Annotated in this window: 14 protein-coding genes; 2 read left to right on the top strand and 12 right to left on the bottom strand. The window is 35.3% G+C overall.

Annotated elements, in window-relative coordinates; translation table 11 throughout:
- Positions 1–30 precede the first annotated feature (30 nt).
- From B2145_RS14920 to B2145_RS14950, 7 genes are all read right to left on the bottom strand, one after another.
- Positions 31–1,137: an NADH:flavin oxidoreductase gene (locus tag B2145_RS14920; RefSeq protein WP_291103929.1), complete on the bottom strand. Its 1,107-nt coding sequence runs from the start codon at positions 1,135–1,137 to the stop codon at positions 31–33.
- Positions 1,138–1,143: 6 nt separating this feature from the next.
- The gene (locus B2145_RS14925; RefSeq protein WP_291103932.1) at positions 1,144–1,443 is read right to left on the bottom strand and encodes an ArsR/SmtB family transcription factor; all 300 of its coding nucleotides are present in this window, start codon (positions 1,441–1,443) and stop codon (positions 1,144–1,146) included.
- Between the two features lie 256 nt (positions 1,444–1,699).
- Complete coding sequence (locus B2145_RS14930) at positions 1,700–2,038, bottom strand: four-helix bundle copper-binding protein (RefSeq protein ID WP_291103935.1); 339 nt, start codon at positions 2,036–2,038, stop codon at positions 1,700–1,702.
- A 414-nt stretch (positions 2,039–2,452) separates the two neighbouring features.
- Positions 2,453–3,595 (bottom strand): restriction endonuclease, encoded by a 1,143-nt coding sequence (locus B2145_RS14935; protein ID WP_291103938.1) that lies wholly within the window; start codon positions 3,593–3,595, stop codon positions 2,453–2,455.
- Positions 3,585–4,280: a hypothetical protein gene (locus B2145_RS14940; protein ID WP_291103941.1), complete on the bottom strand. Its 696-nt coding sequence runs from the start codon at positions 4,278–4,280 to the stop codon at positions 3,585–3,587. Before B2145_RS14940 ends, B2145_RS14935 begins: the two co-directional genes overlap by 11 nt.
- Before the next feature lie 202 nt (positions 4,281–4,482).
- Entirely contained in the window at positions 4,483–5,013 is a 531-nt protein-coding gene (locus B2145_RS14945; protein WP_291103944.1) for a hypothetical protein, read from the bottom strand.
- Positions 5,014–5,058: 45 nt separating this feature from the next.
- Positions 5,059–5,787, bottom strand: a complete 729-nt coding sequence (locus tag B2145_RS14950; RefSeq protein WP_291103947.1) for a hypothetical protein — start codon at positions 5,785–5,787, stop codon at positions 5,059–5,061.
- 628 nt (positions 5,788–6,415) lie between these two features.
- Here B2145_RS14950 and rpsA point away from each other — a divergent pair.
- A complete protein-coding gene (gene rpsA, locus B2145_RS14955) occupies positions 6,416–8,191 on the top strand; it encodes a 30S ribosomal protein S1 (RefSeq protein WP_291103950.1) in 1,776 nt (591 codons plus the stop codon).
- Between the two features lie 119 nt (positions 8,192–8,310).
- On the top strand, positions 8,311–8,553 hold the full coding sequence (locus B2145_RS14960) for a hypothetical protein (RefSeq protein WP_291103953.1): 243 nt from the start codon (positions 8,311–8,313) through the stop codon (positions 8,551–8,553).
- A gap of 216 nt (positions 8,554–8,769) precedes the next feature.
- On the opposite strand, the gene pheT is transcribed toward B2145_RS14960, so the two are convergent.
- The 5 genes from pheT to recG form a co-directional block, all read right to left on the bottom strand.
- Complete coding sequence (pheT, locus tag B2145_RS14965; protein ID WP_291103956.1) at positions 8,770–11,190, bottom strand: phenylalanine--tRNA ligase subunit beta; 2,421 nt, start codon at positions 11,188–11,190, stop codon at positions 8,770–8,772.
- 154 nt (positions 11,191–11,344) lie between these two features.
- Positions 11,345–12,655 carry a TolC family protein gene (locus B2145_RS14970; RefSeq protein WP_291104501.1) on the bottom strand — a complete coding sequence of 437 codons (1,311 nt, stop codon included), beginning with the start codon at positions 12,653–12,655 and terminating at the stop codon, positions 11,345–11,347.
- Positions 12,656–12,660: 5 nt separating this feature from the next.
- Positions 12,661–15,759 carry an efflux RND transporter permease subunit gene (locus B2145_RS14975; protein ID WP_291103959.1) on the bottom strand — a complete coding sequence of 1,033 codons (3,099 nt, stop codon included), beginning with the start codon at positions 15,757–15,759 and terminating at the stop codon, positions 12,661–12,663.
- Between the two features lie 67 nt (positions 15,760–15,826).
- Positions 15,827–16,885, bottom strand: coding sequence for an efflux RND transporter periplasmic adaptor subunit (locus B2145_RS14980; RefSeq protein WP_291103962.1), 1,059 nt, complete (start codon positions 16,883–16,885; stop codon positions 15,827–15,829).
- A gap of 344 nt (positions 16,886–17,229) precedes the next feature.
- Positions 17,230–19,338, bottom strand: a complete 2,109-nt coding sequence (gene recG / locus B2145_RS14985; RefSeq protein ID WP_291103965.1) for an ATP-dependent DNA helicase RecG — start codon at positions 19,336–19,338, stop codon at positions 17,230–17,232.
- Positions 19,339–19,351 lie beyond the last annotated feature (13 nt).

A 19,351-nucleotide genomic window follows, 5' to 3' on the forward strand; every position in this document is an offset into this window, starting at 1 on the left:
AAAGGAGGTTTTTTTGTGATTGTTAGGTTGTTATTGCAATATCAATTCACCTAAAGCTTCTTTGCTAAAGCCTATCAACTCATTCGTTTTTCCTGATTTTATTTTGGTAACCCAATTTGGGTCAGATAAAAGAGGTCGTCCTACTGCTACCAAGTCAAAATCGCCTCGGTCTAAACGTCTTGTCAGTTCCTCTAAAGATGTTGGTTGAGAACTTTCGCCGGCAAATGCTCCGAAGAAATCACTAGAAAGGCCTACTGAACCTACGGTAATTGTTGGTTTTCCTGTTATCTTTTTAGCCCATCCTGCAAAGTTAAGGTCATTTTCTTCGAATTCGGGTTCCCAAAAACGGCGTTGTGAACAATGCAGAATATCCACGCCTGCATCAACCAATGGACTAAGCCAAGCTTCCATTTCTTGAGGTGTTTTAGCCAATTTGAAGTTGTAATCTGAGGGTTTAAATAGGGACAGACGAATGATAATTGCAAAATCTTCACCAACTTGTTTCCTGATTTCTTTGATGACTTCCACGGCAAAACGAGTACGCTCCGCAAGAGTTTTTCCTCCATAACCATCGGTGCGTAGATTGGTAGCCTCCCAGAAAAATTGATCAATCAAATAATCGTGGGCACCGTGTATTTCGATACAATCAAATCCTAATCTTTTGGCATCGGCTGCAGCCTGTCCGAAAGCTAGTATCGTGTCTTCAATATCTTTCGTGGTCATTGAGGTTCCATTGCTAAAACCCGGTCTGTTTAATCCTGATGGTCCTTCAAAAGGTACTGGTGGAACCCAACCAGAATGATGGTTATCCATGATTCCCATATGCCAAATTTGTGGTCCCATTTGACCGCCGGCCAAATGAACCTCATCGATTACTTTTTTCCATGCTGCCAAGGCTTGATCGCCATAAAAGTGGGGAACATTGGCATCATTTGAGGAGGAAGGTCTATTGATAACCGTTCCTTCGGATAATATTAAACCCACTTCACCTTCAGCGCGTTTTTGATAATAAGCGGCTACTTTATCTGTGGGAACTCCATTTGGAGAAAATGAGCGCGTCATTGGCGCCATTACAATTCTGTTTTTAAGATTTAGCGTCTTCAATTTGAAGGGCGCAAATAAGCTATTTGTACTCATGGTATTTTATAAATTAGATTCGATTATTTTGCTCAATGCAGTAAATGCTTCTTCGTTGCGTTTGTAGTAGGTCCATTGCCCGACACGCTTCGATTCGATGAAACCAGCTCGTTGTAGAATGGATAAATATTCGGAAACCGTCGATTGGGTGAGTCCCGCTTTGGCCTGAATTTGTCCCACGCAAACGCCGTGCTCGAAACCCGAGTAGATTTGTTCCGGGAAATTGATTTCGGGTTCTTTTAACCATTCCAGCATTTGCAATCTGGACTTGTTTGATAATGCCTTAAATACTTCTATATAATCCATGGTGCAAATGTATCGACTTTTTCCGATATATCTATATTGTGAAGAATATTTAGGATATTTTTAAGAGAGGAGGAGGAATTAATGCCGTTTACATATAGAAAAAACCTCGTTTAAAGCTGATTTAAAGGAGGTTTTATTAGTGGTTGCTGGGGAGACTAAATTGTTGTTTAGTCATAATTTATGGACACGGATTGCTTAGTTAGTTTGCTTTACTCGGGAAGAAATCCACGCTATCGGGTTGCATGTTGTTTGTTTCTCACATCTTGCTGCATTCGGTGGCACATTTACGACAGGCTTCTGCACATTTTTTACAATGCTCCATATGCGCATACTTTTCACATTCGTCGGCGCAAGCATTGCAAATCTCTGCACACAAGTTGCAAAATTTGTTTACAAAACTGATCGTGTGTTCGTTTGACCTTGCCATAAAAGCGGCAGCCATACGGCACATATCCGCACAATAACGGTCTAGCTCAATGCATTTGGCTTGCATGGCAGCATCGGGTTCGTTTGAACAAGCGGTTGCGCAATGTTCGCACTCAGCGGCACAGTCGTTGCAGGCATCGATGCATACTTTGAATTTTTCGTGACTCATCTTTACTTGATTTAGCGTTGCAAATGACTTTTTGCAACTACACAAAGGTGAGTGTATTAAAGAGGATGAGTGTTATACAACTTTAGCATTAAGTTGCATAATTTACACCTATTTAAATTACGACATTGTTGCTATTTCAATAGGCAACAAACACAAGTCATAAAATAATTTGCTAAAAAGTTATAGCGGCATATAGTGGTGGGTAAGAAGTCGGGAGAATTCGCACAGCAGCGTTTTTTACATAAGTATTTGTTTGCCTGTGTTTGTGGGCACGGTTTGCAAAACCGCGCTAACGAACGCAAGATATTTATTTCATATCCGAGCGATCGGGGCTTTAGATCGTGATAGATAGTTGGAGTGATTTTGAGTGTTGTTTAAATTGGAATGGGCAGAGTCTGCAATTCTGCTATCGGGTTAGCTGCTGGTTTTATTATTCTCAATTGAATCATTTAATATTCTTTTGGCTTCTTTTATATTAATTCTGGCTTTAGTTCCATGCTTTTCTAATAGATGTAATAAATTCCCACCATTAAGCAAAGTTATAGGTTTGCCTTTTGCGAACTCATATGAATCTGGACCATAATCTGAAGTTGTAACTAATATACCTTTATTAGCTCCTTCATTCATTACTGTACCATACAAATCACGAACAGCAGCTACGCCAACTGTATTGGTATATCTTTTGGCTTGAATAACAATTTTTCCACCTCGAATTGGGTCAGGGTCAAATGCAATTGCATCTACACCTCCATCTCTACTTGCTTGTGTAACTTTTACTTGACCACCGTTGTTACTGAATTCCTTTTCAAATAATTCTCTTATTAAGTGCTCAAACTCTTCCCAGTGCATTAAGGCTAGATTTGTGATTTCATCAAAATTTATATCTTTTGAATTGACAAATCTTTTGTCTGAATCCATTGTAGTCATAATAGGTTGTATAGCGCTTAAACTACTTAATTTACTACTACCTATTCCTTTTAGATTACGGAAACATTCTTTCGGGTCAACATTTTCTAAATTAATAAGTTTAAGTTCATCTTTATTTATCTGAATAGATAGAATACAACTTTCAATTTCAATTCCAGTAGCTTTGTTTATAGACTTAACCCAGCCATTAAAAGAAACTGCTTCTAAACATTGAATGTAATCTGAATCAAATAACTCATTAATGGATCTTAACGTTATTTTATAAATAATTTGGTCAAATATATTGTCAAGTTGTTTTTCGGTGATATGTTTTTCTATAATTTCATTTAGAGATGCTACAAATGAAATGTTTTTTAAAGTAGGTATATCTTTTGGGGAAGGAAGATAATAATCTACAACTATAATTTTATTTGCAGTGTTATATTCACAGTATATTTCTTTATTAAATAAAAACGGATAGTCAGATTTTTCTAAAATTAATTTATTATAATTATTTATAGCGTATTTATTTTTAAGTAAATAATCCTGTTTTAAAGAAATAATTTCAAGATTATGTTCTTGTTGATTATGGTGAAATATCTGTTTTCTTTCTTCCCATTCTTTTTCTTTTTTAAGAATATCATTGTCCATTTTTTTGCAGTATTTCGTTTACGATTGAATTGAATATTTGTTTTGCATTATATACTGCTTCCAAGAAATCTTGAGAATCAAAAAAATTATTTTCTTTTAAAGCAACAATATCATTATAATTTAATTTTAAACCGTTTTGAATTAAAAATTTTATAAAACCGATTGTTCTCCCTCTTTCAATTAATCTAATTATTGGATAAAATGAATCTGAAACATCAAATCCTCTAACAATTAGAAATCTTAATTTTTCAATGTCTTCTGGTCCGTTGTAATACATTTTTTTAACGAAATCTCTATTTGTAATGTTTATATATTTTACAAATTCTATTCGTTTATTTTCTTCACTCTCTTCCCTATCCCTTTCTAATTTGTCCTTACTAGCTTTTAATCTTTCTAATTCTTTTTCTATTTCAATTCTTGGATTTATTTCATTAAAAGTTAATTTGTTTTTTAAATTATCCATAAATTTTTCAAAATAAAAATCTTGATTTGAGCCTTTTAATATTGAATCTAAACTATCATTATATTCATTTAGTTTAAGATTAATTTCTTTGACTTTATTTTGAACTTCTGCCTTTCTTGCTTGCTTTTCTTTTGTGGTTAATTCAAAACTGTTTGAAAAACTATTATATTCAAGTATAATTTTTAAAATATCTATATCCTCTAAAATATTATTTATGTGCATATTTTGATTAAAATTAAATTTAGTGTTATTCAGATTTATTTTTTAAATTTTACAAACTGTTCGCCAACGTCTCCGCTACTACAATTCTGGTGCGACTTTTTAAACACTTCTTTTTCCATTACTGCAAACGAAGTTATAAAAATTATATTTTCCATTAGCACAAATCGAGCAATTTACAAAACCGTAGTTGTGCAATAGTTTTTTATTTAAAATAATATTTATCAACTAAAAGTCCACCAACAATCAAAGCAAAAGGTATCAATATTTGCCACCAAAATTTAGAAATAAATTCAAGAAGTTTATTTTCTTTTTTTTGCTCAAGAATTTTGGTTATGCTTTTGTTAGTATTTTTTTGAGATGAATTATCAATTTCTATTTTGGAATTTTTTATTGAGCCATTAAAAATGTTATTAATATTAGATTGACTTTGCTGCAATTCTTTTTCTTTTTTCAAGTTATAATACCCTTTAAATCCCCCACTTTGAATAAAACGTTCTGTTGAAAAATCACATTCAATTGTCGCATATCTTTTTTCACGATCTAAAATATTCCCTATCGAATGTTCGTTTAGTGAAAATTCTACAATTTTATTATATAAAAAATCATACTGTTCTAATGAAATTTCAAATTTTTCAATTAAGAAAGGTTTTTCATAACTATAACCTTTCGTATCATTTAAAAACATTAAAATCTCGTCTAATTTAGATGTTTCTTCATTACTTAATTCGGTCATTTTGTTGAAGTTAAAATTATTGCTAACGTTCACTAGTAGAAAGTGTTATGTGTTCGTACTTTTTTTATTATGTTTTACTTTAACTAATTCTAAATATTCAACTAAGTTTGATTTTTCAAAACTTGAAATATGATAATGCAAGTTTATTATGTTTGGTAATAAAACTGTAAATGGATTTTCCTTAATTTCTTCAAACTTTCTAAACATTTCTTCTTGTTTTTCGTTTGCAAAATTTCTTATTGTTTGCTCAGATGTACTTCTAAGCATATTAAGAATGTTAAATGTAATGTCTAAAATTCTTTGTCCATATTTTGTAGTTTCTTCATAAGTTGGAAATTTTCCTTTATGAATAATATCGTTTCTAAAGCTTCTTTCATTACTATTTAAATTATCCGGAATAGATTTGTATTTTTGAGTATATAAAAATATAAATGCGCCAAGCTGTCTTTCTGATTGTTGGCTCACTTCTTTCCAAGTTGTTTTGAAGAGTTCATCTGAAACTTCACTTTCTTTATATAATACTTTAATAGCAAATTCTTGTAAGCGTTCCAAACTTGCCGACATTGATGAAACTGCTTCTCTATAATAGCCATCAAGAATTGCATATACAGCTGATTCCATCAATAACTCAAACTTTTCATTTTTTTCAAAGTATACATTTTTATGACCTTGAGAACAAGTGTAAAAATATAAACTTTCGTCTTGAACTTGAATGAAATCTATTGTTTCTATTCGTTCAATAAAACATTTTGAACAAGGGAATTTAATTTTCATTACAAATTATTCTGAGATTATTTATTTTAAGTTGGTTTGGGCAGTATGACGCATAACTCGTTTATAGTGACGACTGAATCATCATAATACATCCTTTATTGGGCTGCTTTGTCTAATAAACTTCGGGCATTTATTACAAATCAAATATAGAATTTTTTTCTTACAAAATTTTAAAAAAATTATTTTTTATTTTTAGCTAATTATTTGATTTTTAGGATGTCTTTGTCCTAGTTTTATGGCTTCTTAAAAATGATGGGATTTGGTAGAAAGAACCTTTGTCAAAGTTTTGAACTTTGACAAAGGTGTTGAAATCTCTAAAAGTCATAAATAGCCCCGATTGCAGTGGAAATCCTTGTTATAGTGAGATTGCTTCGCAAGCTCGCAATGACGAGATTGCAACGAAAAGCAGGAGCAATGCACATAAAAACCCCAAAAAGTTGTGCTCCTAAGAATCAATTGATTATCTCCTTGAAATTATTTTGCAGATAAATAAAAAAGAATTACTTTTGCACACCTTTTGGTGAATAAGAGTTTCCTTTGGGTAAAGACTAATTATACAAACAACTTCTGTTGTTTTCTAGCACGTTATGAAACTCGAGAAAACACGGAATACAAATTTTTAATCAGCATGTCTGAACAAGTAAAATCACAAGAAGAGTTTTTAGCAAATTTTAACTGGCACAACTTTGAAGAAGGTATTGATGCAGTGGATCAAAAAAACTTACAAGAATTCGAAGACCTAGTTTCAAAAACTTTTATCGCGACAGATCAAGAAGAAGTAGTTGAAGGTATCGTTGTTAGAATTACTGATAGAGACGTTATCGTTGATATCAACGCAAAATCGGAAGGTGTTATTTCATTGAACGAATTCCGTTACAATCCAGCTTTAAAAGTAGGTGACAAAGTAGAAGTATTGATTGACATCCGTGAGGATAAAACAGGTCAATTAGTATTGTCTCACAGAAAAGCACGTACTATCAAATCTTGGGATAGAGTTATTTCGGCTAACGAAACTGGTGAAATCGTTAATGGTTTTGTAAAATGCAGAACTAAAGGTGGTATGATCGTTGACGTTTTCGGAATTGAAGCTTTCTTACCAGGTTCTCAAATTGATGTTAAACCAATTAGAGACTACGATGTATATGTAAACAAAATGATGGAATTCAAAGTGGTGAAAATCAACCACGAATTCAAAAACGTTGTTGTTTCTCACAAAGCGCTTATCGAAGCGGATATTGAAGTACAGAAAAAAGAAATCATCGGAAAATTACAAAAAGGACAAGTATTAGAAGGTGTTGTTAAAAACATTACTTCTTACGGTGTGTTTATTGACCTTGGTGGTGTTGATGGATTAATCCACATTACTGACCTTTCTTGGTCAAGAATCAACCATCCATCTGAAGTTCTTGAATTAGACCAAGTTCTTAACGTGGTAATCCTTGATTTTGATGACGAGAAAACAAGAATCCAATTAGGATTGAAACAATTGAACGCTCACCCTTGGGATGCTCTTGACGCTAAATTAGCTATTGGAGACAAAGTAAAAGGTAAAGTAGTTGTAATCGCTGATTATGGTGCATTTATCGAAGTTGCTGAAGGTGTTGAAGGTTTGATCCACGTTTCTGAAATGTCATGGTCTACTCATTTACGTTCTGCACAAGATTTCGTAAAAGTAGGAGATGTTGTTGAAGCTGTTATCTTAACTTTAGACAGAGATGACCGTAAAATGTCATTAGGTATCAAACAATTGTCACAAGATCCTTGGACTGATATCACTGCTAAATACCCAGTAGGTTCTAAACATACAGGTATCGTTAGAAACTTTACAAACTTCGGAATTTTCGTAGAATTAGAAGAAGGTATCGACGGATTGATTTACATCTCAGATTTATCTTGGACCAAAAAAATCAAACATCCATCAGAATTTGTAAATGTTGGTGAAAAATTGGACGTAGTAGTATTAGAATTAGATGTTGAAGGACGTAAATTATCTTTGGGTCATAAACAAACTACTCCTAATCCTTGGGATCAATATGAAGAATCTTTCGCAGTTGGAACTATCCACTCAGGTGAAATTTCTGAAATTGTTGACAAAGGAGCTACTGTAGAATTTGGCGAAGACATCGTTGCTTTCATTCCTACACGTCACCTTGAAAAAGAAGACGGAAAGAAATTGAAAAAAGGCGAAACTGCTGATTTCAAAGTAATCGAATTCAACAAAGAATTCAAAAGAGTAGTTGCCTCTCACACTGCCATCTTCCGTGAAGAAGAAGAGAAAGTGGTTAAAGCGGTTGCCGAAACAGCAGCATCTACAAATAATGCACCAGCTGCAACTTTAGGTGATGCAAATGATATTCTTGCTGGTTTGAAAGCAAAAATGGAAAAAAACGAGAAAAAGAAATAATCTTTTAATCGTTTGAATATAGAGGAGTCCCACAGAAATGTGGGACTTTTTTTTGTGATTTTTTTTCGAGGGATTGTAATTAGAATTATTTTTGTAAATTTGTTTAAAATCTATTCATTATGAATGCAATTTCAACCATAGAAATGTACAATATTCTTAAAGGAAAACTGGGTGAAAATGAGGCCAAAGCACTTACAGAATATGTTGAGAGCAAAGTTGAAAGAACTTTCGACAAGGAGAAAGATGTACTGGCAACTAAAGAAGATTTGGCAAATGTAAAATCTGACATTATAAAATGGATGTTCATTTTTTGGATTGGGCAAATAGCAGTGACTTTAGGAATTGTTTATTTTAGAAGTTAGAAAAAATATTTCAGTACTATAGAAAGCTCTGCAGCAATGTGGAGCTTTTTTTTGTAAAAAACCTGCTAATTAGGAATTAAATTCCTAATTTAGCAAGATATTAGAAGATATGTTAAATATAAATGCCAATCCTAATTTTAGGATTGGCATTTATACTTTTATACAATTAAAACCGTGCAACTTAAATGTCCTTAAATGCCTTATATGGTTGAATAATTACCTCAAACTAGCACCCAATTCCTCTTCAAAATTCTTCTGCAACTTGCCCATAATTTTGTCAATTTGAACATCGGTCAAGGTTTTTGTATTGTCCTGAATGGTAAAACTAACGGCATACGATTTTTTGCCTTCCGGAAGATTTTTGCCTTGGTACACGTCAAACAAATTAACGTCCTTCAATAATGATTTCTCCGTTTGTCTGGCAATGTTGTATATGGTTTCGAAAGAAACGTTTTCGTCTAATAACAACGATAAATCTCTGCGAACTTCAGGATATTTTGGAATTTCGGTGAATTTTATTTTATTGGAAAGTAGTTTTAAAATCAAAGCCCAATTAAAGTCGGCAAACAAAACTTCTTGCTTAATGTCAAAATGTTTCAAAACTGATTTTTTCACGACACCCAATTCAACAAGTATGTCATTTCCAAAACCTATTGCGATTCCTTCAGAAAAAACATCGGAAGTCATCGGAAGATTTTGTGTTTTTTGAATACCCAGTCTCGAAAGCACTCCATTTACGTAGCCTTTGAATAAAAAGAAATCAGAAGTTTTTTGGACATTTGTCCAACTTTCTTGGTTTCTATTTCCTGTCACAAACATCGTTAAATGCTTGTGTTCTTCATAGCCTGATGGGAATTTATGGTAGGTTTTTCCAAATTCAAACAATTTCAAATCCGAATTTCTACGATTGATATTATATGAAATGGCTTCCAATCCCGAGAATAATAAAGATTGTCTCATTGCTGCCAAATCATTGCTCAGCGGATTTAACATCATCACATTGTGTTCCTCTTTTAATATTTCTGATAACTGAACATAAGATGGAGTCGTCAAGGAGTTGGCCATCATTTCGTTGAATCCTTGAGAGTTCAATTGGGTTGCAATGACATTTTGAACTTTATAATCTTCAGTTCTTGGAGAGTTTGAAACCGTGGCATTCAATTTCTCCGAAAAATTGATATTGTTATATCCATAAACTCTCAGAATTTCTTCGATAACATCAATTTCTCTTTGAACATCAACGCGATAAGAAGGAATTATCAAACCTAATCCAGCATCAGAAACGCTGTTTATTTTGATTTCTAACGAAGCTAATATGTTTTTAATAATTTCCTTTGATAATTCTTGACCAATAATTTTCTTTACATTGTTGAAATTCAAAACAACCGAGAAATCTTCAATTTTCTTCGGGTAAATACCAATAATATCGGATGTTATTTCACCTCCGGCAACTTCCTGAATCAATAAGGCTGCTCGTTTCAAAGCATATTCCGTAATGGTTGGGTCAATTCCTCTTTCAAATCGGAAAGAAGCATCGGTATTTAATTGATGTCTTTTGGCACTTTTGCGAATGCTTACAGGATTAAAATAGGCACTTTCAAGGAAGATAGAGGTAGTGTTTTCTGAAACACCAGAATTTTTTCCACCAAAAACTCCAGCGATACATAAAGGTCCTTTTTCGTCACAAATCATTAGATCTTCTTCATGCAAGGTTCTTTCTACATCATCCAGTGTAGTAAATTTGGTTCCCGAAGGAAGTGTTTTTACGATTATTTTACCGTTTATTTTTGACGCATCAAAGGCGTGAAGCGGTTGGCCTAATTCGTGTAAAACATAATTGGTAACATCTACTATGTTATTTTTTGGATTGATGCCAATGGCTTTCAAGCGGTTTTGCAACCAGCTCGGAGAGGATTTCACAGTAATTCCAGAAATGGTTAGCCCACAATATCTTGGGGCAAGAATGGAATCCTCAACGCTCACATCAATTTTTAGCGTTCTCATATCTACTCTAAAATTGCTCACGGATGGGGTAATCAATTCAACATTTACTCCGCTTTGCATTAAACCGGCTCTCAAATCACGAGCTGTTCCCAGATGACTCATTGCGTCGGCACGATTAGGCGTGAGTCCGATTTCAAAGACTTCGTCATTTTCGATATTAAAAACATTTGCAGCCAATGTTCCAGCGACAATGGAATCGTCAAGTATCATTATTCCTTCGTGGCTTGTTCCAAGACCTAATTCGTCTTCGGCACAAATCATTCCGTGGCTTTCTTGTCCGCGAATTTTTCCTTTTTTTATTTGAAAAGCAACGCCTTCTTTGTCATATAATGTGGTTCCAATAGTGGCAACAGGCACTTTTTGACCAGCAGCAACATTCGAAGCACCACATACAATTTGAACCGGAACACCGTTACCTAAATCTACCGTTGTTATTTTCAATCGATCAGCGTCAGGATGTTGAATGCAGGTAAGAACGTGCCCTACAACAATACCTTCCAATCCGCCTTTTACCGATTGGTATTTTTCAACCATTTCTACTTCAAGACCTAAATCTGTCAATAACGCAGCGGTTTCCTCGGATTTCCAGTCTATTTTAATGAATTGTTTTAACCAGTTGTAAGATATTTTCATTTTATGATTTTTTCAAGATTGCAAATATAATCAATGTTTCTTGAGGTTCAAAGTCAGGAAGGAACAAAGTTGCAAAGTCTTTATGTGTCGTAAGAAATCAATTTTATTGTAAACTTTTATATTTTTACAGTTATTGATTTAACTCAAAAAAAAATTAAAAGGCAAGATTTCCAGCCAATTCCTTCAAAGCAATTTCAGATAATTTGGCTTGAAATTGAGCATTGCTATTTCTCACTTTTGCATTGATATAATTCAATTGTGCCGTTCTAAATTCTAATGTGGTTATGGTTCCGATTCGGAATTTGTCTAACGTAATATTCAGGTTTTGTTTGGCAATAGCTTCGTTTTTTTCTTCCAAATCAATCAATTCCAGATTTGTCAAATAAGTTTGATAAGAAATAGCCAACTGGGAATTTAGCGCTAAATTCTGCTGTTCAATTGCTATCTTGGAATTATCAATTTGAATTTGCGCAATTTTCTCGTTACGATTTTGCGAAAGTCCGTCAAACAAATTTAATGATGCTTTGAATCCGTAATTAAGTCCTCGAGCCGATGATTGTGAAGTAAACCCAAGACTGGAGTGACTTTCTGAAAAGTTATAACCCGTATTCACGTTCACAGTTGGATATCGCGCCGCCTTTATTTGTTTCAATTGCAATTCTGAAACTCTCTTATTGATAATCTGGGTCTCCAATTGTGGATTTTGTTTTTCAGCCAAAGCCGATAATTCAGGAAGCAATAAATTGCCGTCAATGATAATCGCATCAACCACTTTAAAATCAGTTTTTGAATCTCTAGCAAGAATTTGGTTCAATAAAATTTTGGTGTTTTTATACAATTCTTTTTGTCTCAACAGCGCAACTTTGTCTGTATTCAAGTCAACTTGTGCATTCAAAACTTCCAATTTTGAAGCCTTCCCGATGATAAAACGATTTTGTGCCAAATCCAGTCTTTGATTTGAAATCACGATAGTTGTGTCTAAAGCCGCCAATTGCTGTTGTTGCTGGACCAAATCAAAATAGGCAGCATTTACATCACTTATTTTTGTTATTATGGTTAGTTTTAATTGCGCTTCCCCTAACTTTTGCAATTCTTTCAATTGGTCGAGTTTGGCAAACATTTTGAAACCATCAAAAATGGTCCAATCCAATCCTACACCATAATTCAAACTGTTGTTTTTCGCATTATCAAGTGAAGTAACCGTTCCATCTTGCCGTGTTTGTGAACTATTTTGTATCCCATTATTATCTACTAATGTTGCGGTGACTTTTGGCAACATTCCTGCATTTCCAGAGGTCACGTTGGTTTTGTCAATTTTTAAATCGTTTGATGCAATTTTAATTTCGTAATTATTTTCCAATGCAATTTTCACGGCATCTTCTATGGTCAAAATTTCTTGGGCATCCATTTTTATGATGCAAAAGAAAAACAAAACTAGGCTTTGAAGTAGAATTTTAAAATTCATCATAATTATTTAGTTTCTTTTTCATATTCATCGATATGGTCAAATTCCGGATAATGTTTTCGAGCTTTTGACCACATTAAATACAAGGCTGGAATTACAAATAAGGTTAAAACCAAGGAGAAAATAGTTCCTCCAACAATCACAACTCCCATTCCAATTCTACTTTTTGAAGCAGCTCCTATCGATAAGGCAATCGGTAAAGCGCCTAATGCAATGGCTAGACTGGTCATTAAAATTGGTCGAAGTCGTGCTTCCGAAGCTTGAAGGATAGCATCAATTTTAGATTTTCCTTGTTCCCGCAATTGGTTGGCAAATTCTACGATCAGAATTCCATTTTTGGTTACCAAACCAATAAGCATAATGGTTCCAATTTGGCTAAAAATATTCCATGTTTGGTCAAACAGCCAAAGCGAAAATAAAGCACCGGCAACTGCCATTGGCACTGTCAAAATAATAATGAAAGGGTCGATAAAACTTTCGAATTGTGCTGCCAGAATTAAAAATATCAACAGCAAAGCCAATCCAAAGGCAAAGGAAGTATTCGAACTGCTTTCGACAAAATCACGTGATTCTCCACCCAAATCGGTAGTGAAGGAATCGTCCAAAACTTTGGCTTTTATCTCGTTCATTGCATTAATTCCGTCACTAATACTTTTTCCCGGAGAAAGCCCTGCGGAAACCGTTGCCGACATATATCTGTTGTTATGGTATAATTGTGGGGGATTACTTTTTTCCGCAATGGTCACAACATTGTCCATTTGAATCAATTCCCCTTTGTTGTTTTTGACAAACATCGAAGTTAAATCCAACGGTTTTGAACGGTCTTTTTGATCGAATTGCCCTATGACTTGGTATTGTTTTCCGTTTTTCATAAAGTAGCCAAAACGTTGTCCGCTTAACGAAAGTTGCAAAGTTTGGGCAATATCTATGACCGAAATCCCTAAACTTTCAGCTTTTTCACGATCGATGGTTACGTTAATTTCGGGTTTGTTGAATTTTAGATTTACATCGGTAATGGAAAAAGTATCGTTTTTTGCGGCTTCATCCATAAACAAAGGAATTTTTTCTTGTAATTTTTCAAAATTTGTAGCTTGGATAATGTATTGGATTGGCAAACCACCACGACGACTTACCGCAATTGTTGGTTGTTGAATTACAGATGTTTTGGCATCGGGATATTTTTTTGACAATTTGGTTAATTGATCCGCAATATCCATCTGAGATCGTTTTCGTTGATTTGGATCTTTCAAAGAAATCCGGATAAAGCCACTATTTACTGAGCCTCCACCGCTAAATCCAGGCGCAGTGATTACCAAACTTACTTGTTTTTCCGGAATGGAATCATCTACCAATTTCGAAATTTCTTGCATCAATCGATCGGTGTATTCATAAGTTGAACCTTCGGGAGTTGACATTCGCATAACAAATCCGCTGCGGTCATCTAATGGTGCCGTTTCTTTTTGAAGTACGTTAAAAAATAAATAGATTAACCCGAAACATGCAATTATAATGGGAAAACTAATCCATTTTCTTTTCATAAAACGTTTCAAGTAATTGGCATAAGTAGCATTTAATTTTTCGAAAAAAGGTTCTGTTTTGATATAAAATTTTGACTTTGTTTGTTCACCGCCTTTCATTAAATAAGCATTCAACATGGGGGTCAAAGTCAAAGAAACAAAGGCAGAAACCAAAACCGCTGCGCCAATGACGACACCAAATTCCCTGAATAATCGTCCTACAAATCCTTCCAGGAATATTACGGGAAGAAACACGGCAGCCAATGTGATGGAAATGGAAATCACGGCAAAAAAGATTTCGTTCGACCCTTTGATTGCGGCTTCGATGGGAGACATTCCTTGTTCGACTTTCTTGAAAATGTTTTCAGTGACGACAATTCCGTCATCGACAACTAATCCGGTTGCCAATACAATCGCCAATAAAGTCAAGACATTTATCGAAAATCCGAAAAGCCACATGATAAAAAATGTTGCTATCAACGAAACCGGAATATCGATTAAAGGTCTAAAAGCAATTGCCCAATCCCTGAAAAACAAATAGATGATCAAAATTACCAGGGTCAATGAAATTCCCAATGTTTCCGCAACTTCAAGAACTGATCTTTTTACGAAAACAGTGTTATCAATGGCAATGTTGAGTTTAACATCTTTGGGTAAATCTTTCTGTAATTTGTCAAATTCTTTGTAAAACGCCTTGGAAATATCAATATAATTGGCGCCCGGAAGTGGCACAATGGCAACACCAACGAGAGGCGTCCCTGATTGTGTCATTTGGGTTTCAATATTTTCCGCATCAAGATTTGCACGACCAATGTCGCTTAGTCTTACAATTTTTTCGCCATCGGAGCGGATAATTATATTATTGAATTCTTCTGCGGAAGTCAAACTCCCAACCGTTTTAACGGTCAGTTCGGTATTGTTTCCTGTTATTTTTCCGGAAGGTAATTCTACGTTTTGTTTGTTTAACGCTGCTCTAACTTCGGCAACCGTAATGCCATAAGAAGCCAATTTTTCCGGATCAATCCACAAACGCATAGCGTATCTTTTTTGTCCCCAAATTTGAATTCCGCTCACTCCAGGAATCGTTTCTAAACGTTGGCTGATAACATTTTCGGCATAATCACTTAATTCCAAAGCACTTCGGGTATCGCTTTGAACGGTCATTGAAATAATGGCTTCACTATTGGCGTCAGCTTTCGAAACAATAGGCTGGGAATCGATATCTTGAGGTAAATTTCTGATGGCTTGCGAAACTTTATCCCGAACATCGTTTGCCGCTGTTTCTAAATCTTTGCCCAAATTAAATTCTATTGTAATATTGCTGCTCCCTTGATTGCTCGACGAAGTGATATTTCGAATTCCATCAATAGAATTAATCGCTTTTTCCAGAGGTTCCGTAATTTGCGACTCAATAATATCGGCATTGGCACCGGTATAATTGGTCCGAACCGAAATTTGTGCCGGATCTATCGAAGGAAATTCCCTGACGCCAAGAAAACTGTATCCAATAATTCCAAACAAGACGATTGTCAAGTTGAGAACGATTGTTAACACGGGTCTTTTTATGCTTAATGTGGATAAACTCATTTTAGAATTTGTGATTTAGGATTTGTGATTTAGGATTTGCTGCAAACTGAAATCTGAAATCTGCTATCTATTTTACTTTCACTTTTACCGGAGCATCATTTTTCAAACTCATTACGCCGCTTGTTATAAGTGTATCACCCGCTTTTAAACCAGAAAGCACTAAAATAGAAGCATCAGTTCTTGTTGCCGTTTCCACCATTACTTCTTTGGCCTTTCCGTTATTTGAAATGAAAACTTTTTTACCGTTCTGAACAGGAATTATGGCTTCCGATGGAACCACGATGGCATCCTTAATGATGTCCAAAGGCAATTCTACGTTGGCAAAAGTACCAGGCAATAATTTTCCGTCCTTATTTTCGGCAATGGCGCGGACTTGTAATGTTCTTGTGGAAATTTCCACTTCGGGTTCAATGGCATATATTTTGGCAACAAACTCTTCATTTGAACCGGCTACCGTAAAACTTAAATTGGAATTGACTCTAACTTGGTTGGCATATTTTTCAGGAATGGAAAAGGTGATTTTCAATTTGCCGATGTTGACTAATTTGGCCACTAAAACGGCTGGAGTGATATAAGCCCCAGGCGAAATGGAACGCAATCCAATTTTTCCGGAAAATGGCGCTTTGACAGAAGTTTTAGCAATTTGGGCTTTGATTAACTGGCTTTGAGCTTGAGCCGATTTTAAATCTGCTCTTGCCACATCGTATTCTTCCTCACTAATGGCTTCTTTTTGTAGCAGCAATTTGGCTCTTCTTTCGTTTTCCGATGCCAAATTTTCTTTGGTAGTGGCTTGTCCCAGTTGCGCTCTCAATTCCAAATCGTTTACCTTAAAAAGCAATTGTCCTTTGCTTACATTGCTTCCTTCGTTGAAATAAATCCCTTCGACAATTCCGGAAACCTCGCTGCGGATTTCCACTTGCTCATTGGCTTCGATAGAACCCGAAAGGGAGAGATTATTGTCGAAAGTTTGAGGTTGAACGACAATCCCGGCTACGTTTGTCGTTTTGTTTTTTCCTCCTTTGTCTTTAGAATCATCATTTTTATTTTTGTTGGAAGTAATTCGGTAAGCAATAAAAGCACCAAATCCGACTATTAGTAAGGTATAAATAATATGTTTTAGTTTCATATGTAGCTATTTATTGTTTTTTATTGGTCATATGTAATTCGCATATATCTTTATCAATGTTTAAACTTAATTTCCGTTATGCTCATTTCATAATTTATTAAAAAAGTGAGATTAGACTTCACCTATTTGGGTTAAAAAAGACAAATTTAGGTTTTAGAATTTGGAATAAAGGGAGTTTTTGGAATTATTTAACAACTTATAAGTACGAATTTTAATATTTTTAAAAACGGACTCTTTTATGACTATAAAAAAAGGAAATGGTTTAAATCCAATTTTTAAAAATCAGTTTTTATCTGTGTTTTTATAAAGAAAATCAGAGTCATGAGCTTACTATTTCATATACTTTAACTAATGTAATTCCAAATGTTTTTCTTTTTCGTCAATTCGATATAAGTTGCTCTCAAAATAGCATTTTCCGCCTTTTGCATTGGCGCATCGTCCTTCAAAATTTTCATTGCATAATTTCGTGCCAATATCAAAATATCCCTGTCCCGAACAATATCGGCAATCTGTAGATTGAGCACGCCACTTTGCTGTGTTCCCATTAAATCCCCTGGACCACGAAGCTTGAGGTCAACTTCGGCAATTTCGAAACCATCATTTGTGCCTACCATTGTTTCCATTCGGGTTTTACTGTCGGAACTCAATTTGTGGCTCGTCATCAGGATGCAATAACTTTGCTCGGCACCACGACCCACGCGACCTCGAAGCTGGTGCAATTGCGATAATCCAAAACGTTCCGCACTTTCTATAATCATCACGCTGGCATTCGGGATATTAACACCCACTTCAATCACGGTTGTGGCCACCATAATATTGGTTTTGCCTTCAGAAAAGCGCTTCATTTCGGCATCTTTATCGGCTGGTTTCATCTTTCCGTGAAGAATGGAAATGGAATAATCTGGCAATGGAAAATCTCTGGAAACACTTTCGTAACCGTCCATTAAATCCTTGAAATCCATTTTTTCTGATTCCTGAATCAGCGGATAAACGATATAAATTTGTCTGCCAATGGCAATTTCATCACGAATAAATTTCCAGACTTTCAACCGATTGCTGTCGAAACGATGCACAGTTTGAATGGGTTTTCTCCCCGGTGGCAATTCATCAATCACCGAAATATCTAAATCGCCATACAAGCTCATTGCCAAAGTCCGCGGAATAGGAGTGGCGGTCATCACCAAAATGTGTGGCGGAATTTCGTTTTTCTTCCAAAGTTTCGAGCGTTGTTCCACTCCAAAACGATGTTGCTCGTCAATCACGGCCAAGCCCAAATTCTGGAATTTTACCTTGTCTTCCAACAAAGCGTGCGTGCCAATCAGAATGTGCAAAGTCCCGTTTTCGAGTTCTTCGTGAATGATTTTTCGAGCGGCAGTTTTGGTTGAACCCGTGAGTAATTTTATATTGATATTCAAATCATTGGCTAATTGTGTTAAGCCATTAAAATGTTGGTTGGCCAAGATTTCTGTTGGTGCCATCAGGCAGGATTGAAAACCGTTATCCAAGGCAATTAACATGCTCATCAACGCCACAATTGTTTTTCCGGAACCTACGTCACCTTGCAGCAATCGGTTCATTTGGGCGTTGCTTCCCATATCGATTCGGATTTCCTTGATCACTCTTTTTTGGGCGTTGGTCAGTTCGAAAGGCAGGTGATTTTGGTAAAAATCATTGAAATAATCGCCCACTTTGGTAAACGGATGCCCTTTTATTTTATGTTTCCGAATCAGGTTTTTCGTGATTAATTGCAATTGGATATAGAACAATTCCTCAAATTTCAATCGGAATTGGGCTTTCGCCAAAGCCTCGGCGCTTATGGGAAAATGTATGTTGAATAAGGCGGCATTTTTGGGAATCAGTTTTAATTCATTGGTCAAATAATCAGGCAAGGTTTCAGAAAATTGGGCTTGTGTTTCCTGAAACAATTGTTGCATCATTTTGTTAATCACCCGATTCGAAATTCCTCGATTTGCCAAGGTTTCCGTCGAAGGATAAACGGGCTGCATCGCCGAGCGCAGGCTTTGTTCGTGTTCCGTCATCAACTCAATTTCAGGATGCGCCATATTGAAAGTGTTCCCGAAGGAAGTGCATTTCCCAAAAATGACACACATTTCATTGAGCTTCAAACTTTCGCGAATCCATTTGTGACCTTGAAACCAAACGAGTTCCATTTGCCCCGTATCATCCACAAAAGTGGCGACCAATCGTTTCTGATTTTTGCCAAATTCAACGGTCTTAATGTTGATGATTTTGCCGATGATTTGAACTTCGGCAATATTGTTTTGCAACTCATTGATCTTATAATAACGTGTTCTGTCAATGTACCGATTCGGAAAAAAATTGAGCAAATGGCCATACTTATGAATTCCCAATTCCTTGCGAAGCAAAGCGCCACGGTTAGGACCGACGCCTTTGAGATATTCGATGGGAGTTTCGAGGAGGTTATTGGACATTTACTATTTTAGA

This window comes from Flavobacterium sp. UBA5153, assembly GCA_002413745.1.
Classification (GTDB): Bacteria; Bacteroidota; Bacteroidia; order Flavobacteriales; family Flavobacteriaceae; genus Flavobacterium.

Coding starts and splice junctions, on each gene's coding strand:
- B2145_RS14940 (WP_291103941.1), bottom strand. CDS start 4,280: ATGCACATAAATAATATTTTAGAGGATATAGATATTTTAAAAATTATA.
- recG (WP_291103965.1), bottom strand. CDS start 19,338: ATGTCCAATAACCTCCTCGAAACTCCCATCGAATATCTCAAAGGCGTC.
- B2145_RS14950 (WP_291103947.1), bottom strand. CDS start 5,787: ATGAAAATTAAATTCCCTTGTTCAAAATGTTTTATTGAACGAATAGAA.
- B2145_RS14945 (WP_291103944.1), bottom strand. CDS start 5,013: ATGACCGAATTAAGTAATGAAGAAACATCTAAATTAGACGAGATTTTA.
- B2145_RS14970 (WP_291104501.1), bottom strand. CDS start 12,655: ATGAATTTTAAAATTCTACTTCAAAGCCTAGTTTTGTTTTTCTTTTGC.
- B2145_RS14960 (WP_291103953.1), top strand. CDS start 8,311: ATGAATGCAATTTCAACCATAGAAATGTACAATATTCTTAAAGGAAAA.
- B2145_RS14935 (WP_291103938.1), bottom strand. CDS start 3,595: ATGGACAATGATATTCTTAAAAAAGAAAAAGAATGGGAAGAAAGAAAA.
- pheT (WP_291103956.1), bottom strand. CDS start 11,190: ATGAAAATATCTTACAACTGGTTAAAACAATTCATTAAAATAGACTGG.
- B2145_RS14975 (WP_291103959.1), bottom strand. CDS start 15,759: ATGAGTTTATCCACATTAAGCATAAAAAGACCCGTGTTAACAATCGTT.
- B2145_RS14930 (WP_291103935.1), bottom strand. CDS start 2,038: ATGAGTCACGAAAAATTCAAAGTATGCATCGATGCCTGCAACGACTGT.
- B2145_RS14925 (WP_291103932.1), bottom strand. CDS start 1,443: ATGGATTATATAGAAGTATTTAAGGCATTATCAAACAAGTCCAGATTG.
- rpsA (WP_291103950.1), top strand. CDS start 6,416: ATGTCTGAACAAGTAAAATCACAAGAAGAGTTTTTAGCAAATTTTAAC.
- B2145_RS14920 (WP_291103929.1), bottom strand. CDS start 1,137: ATGAGTACAAATAGCTTATTTGCGCCCTTCAAATTGAAGACGCTAAAT.
- B2145_RS14980 (WP_291103962.1), bottom strand. CDS start 16,885: ATGAAACTAAAACATATTATTTATACCTTACTAATAGTCGGATTTGGT.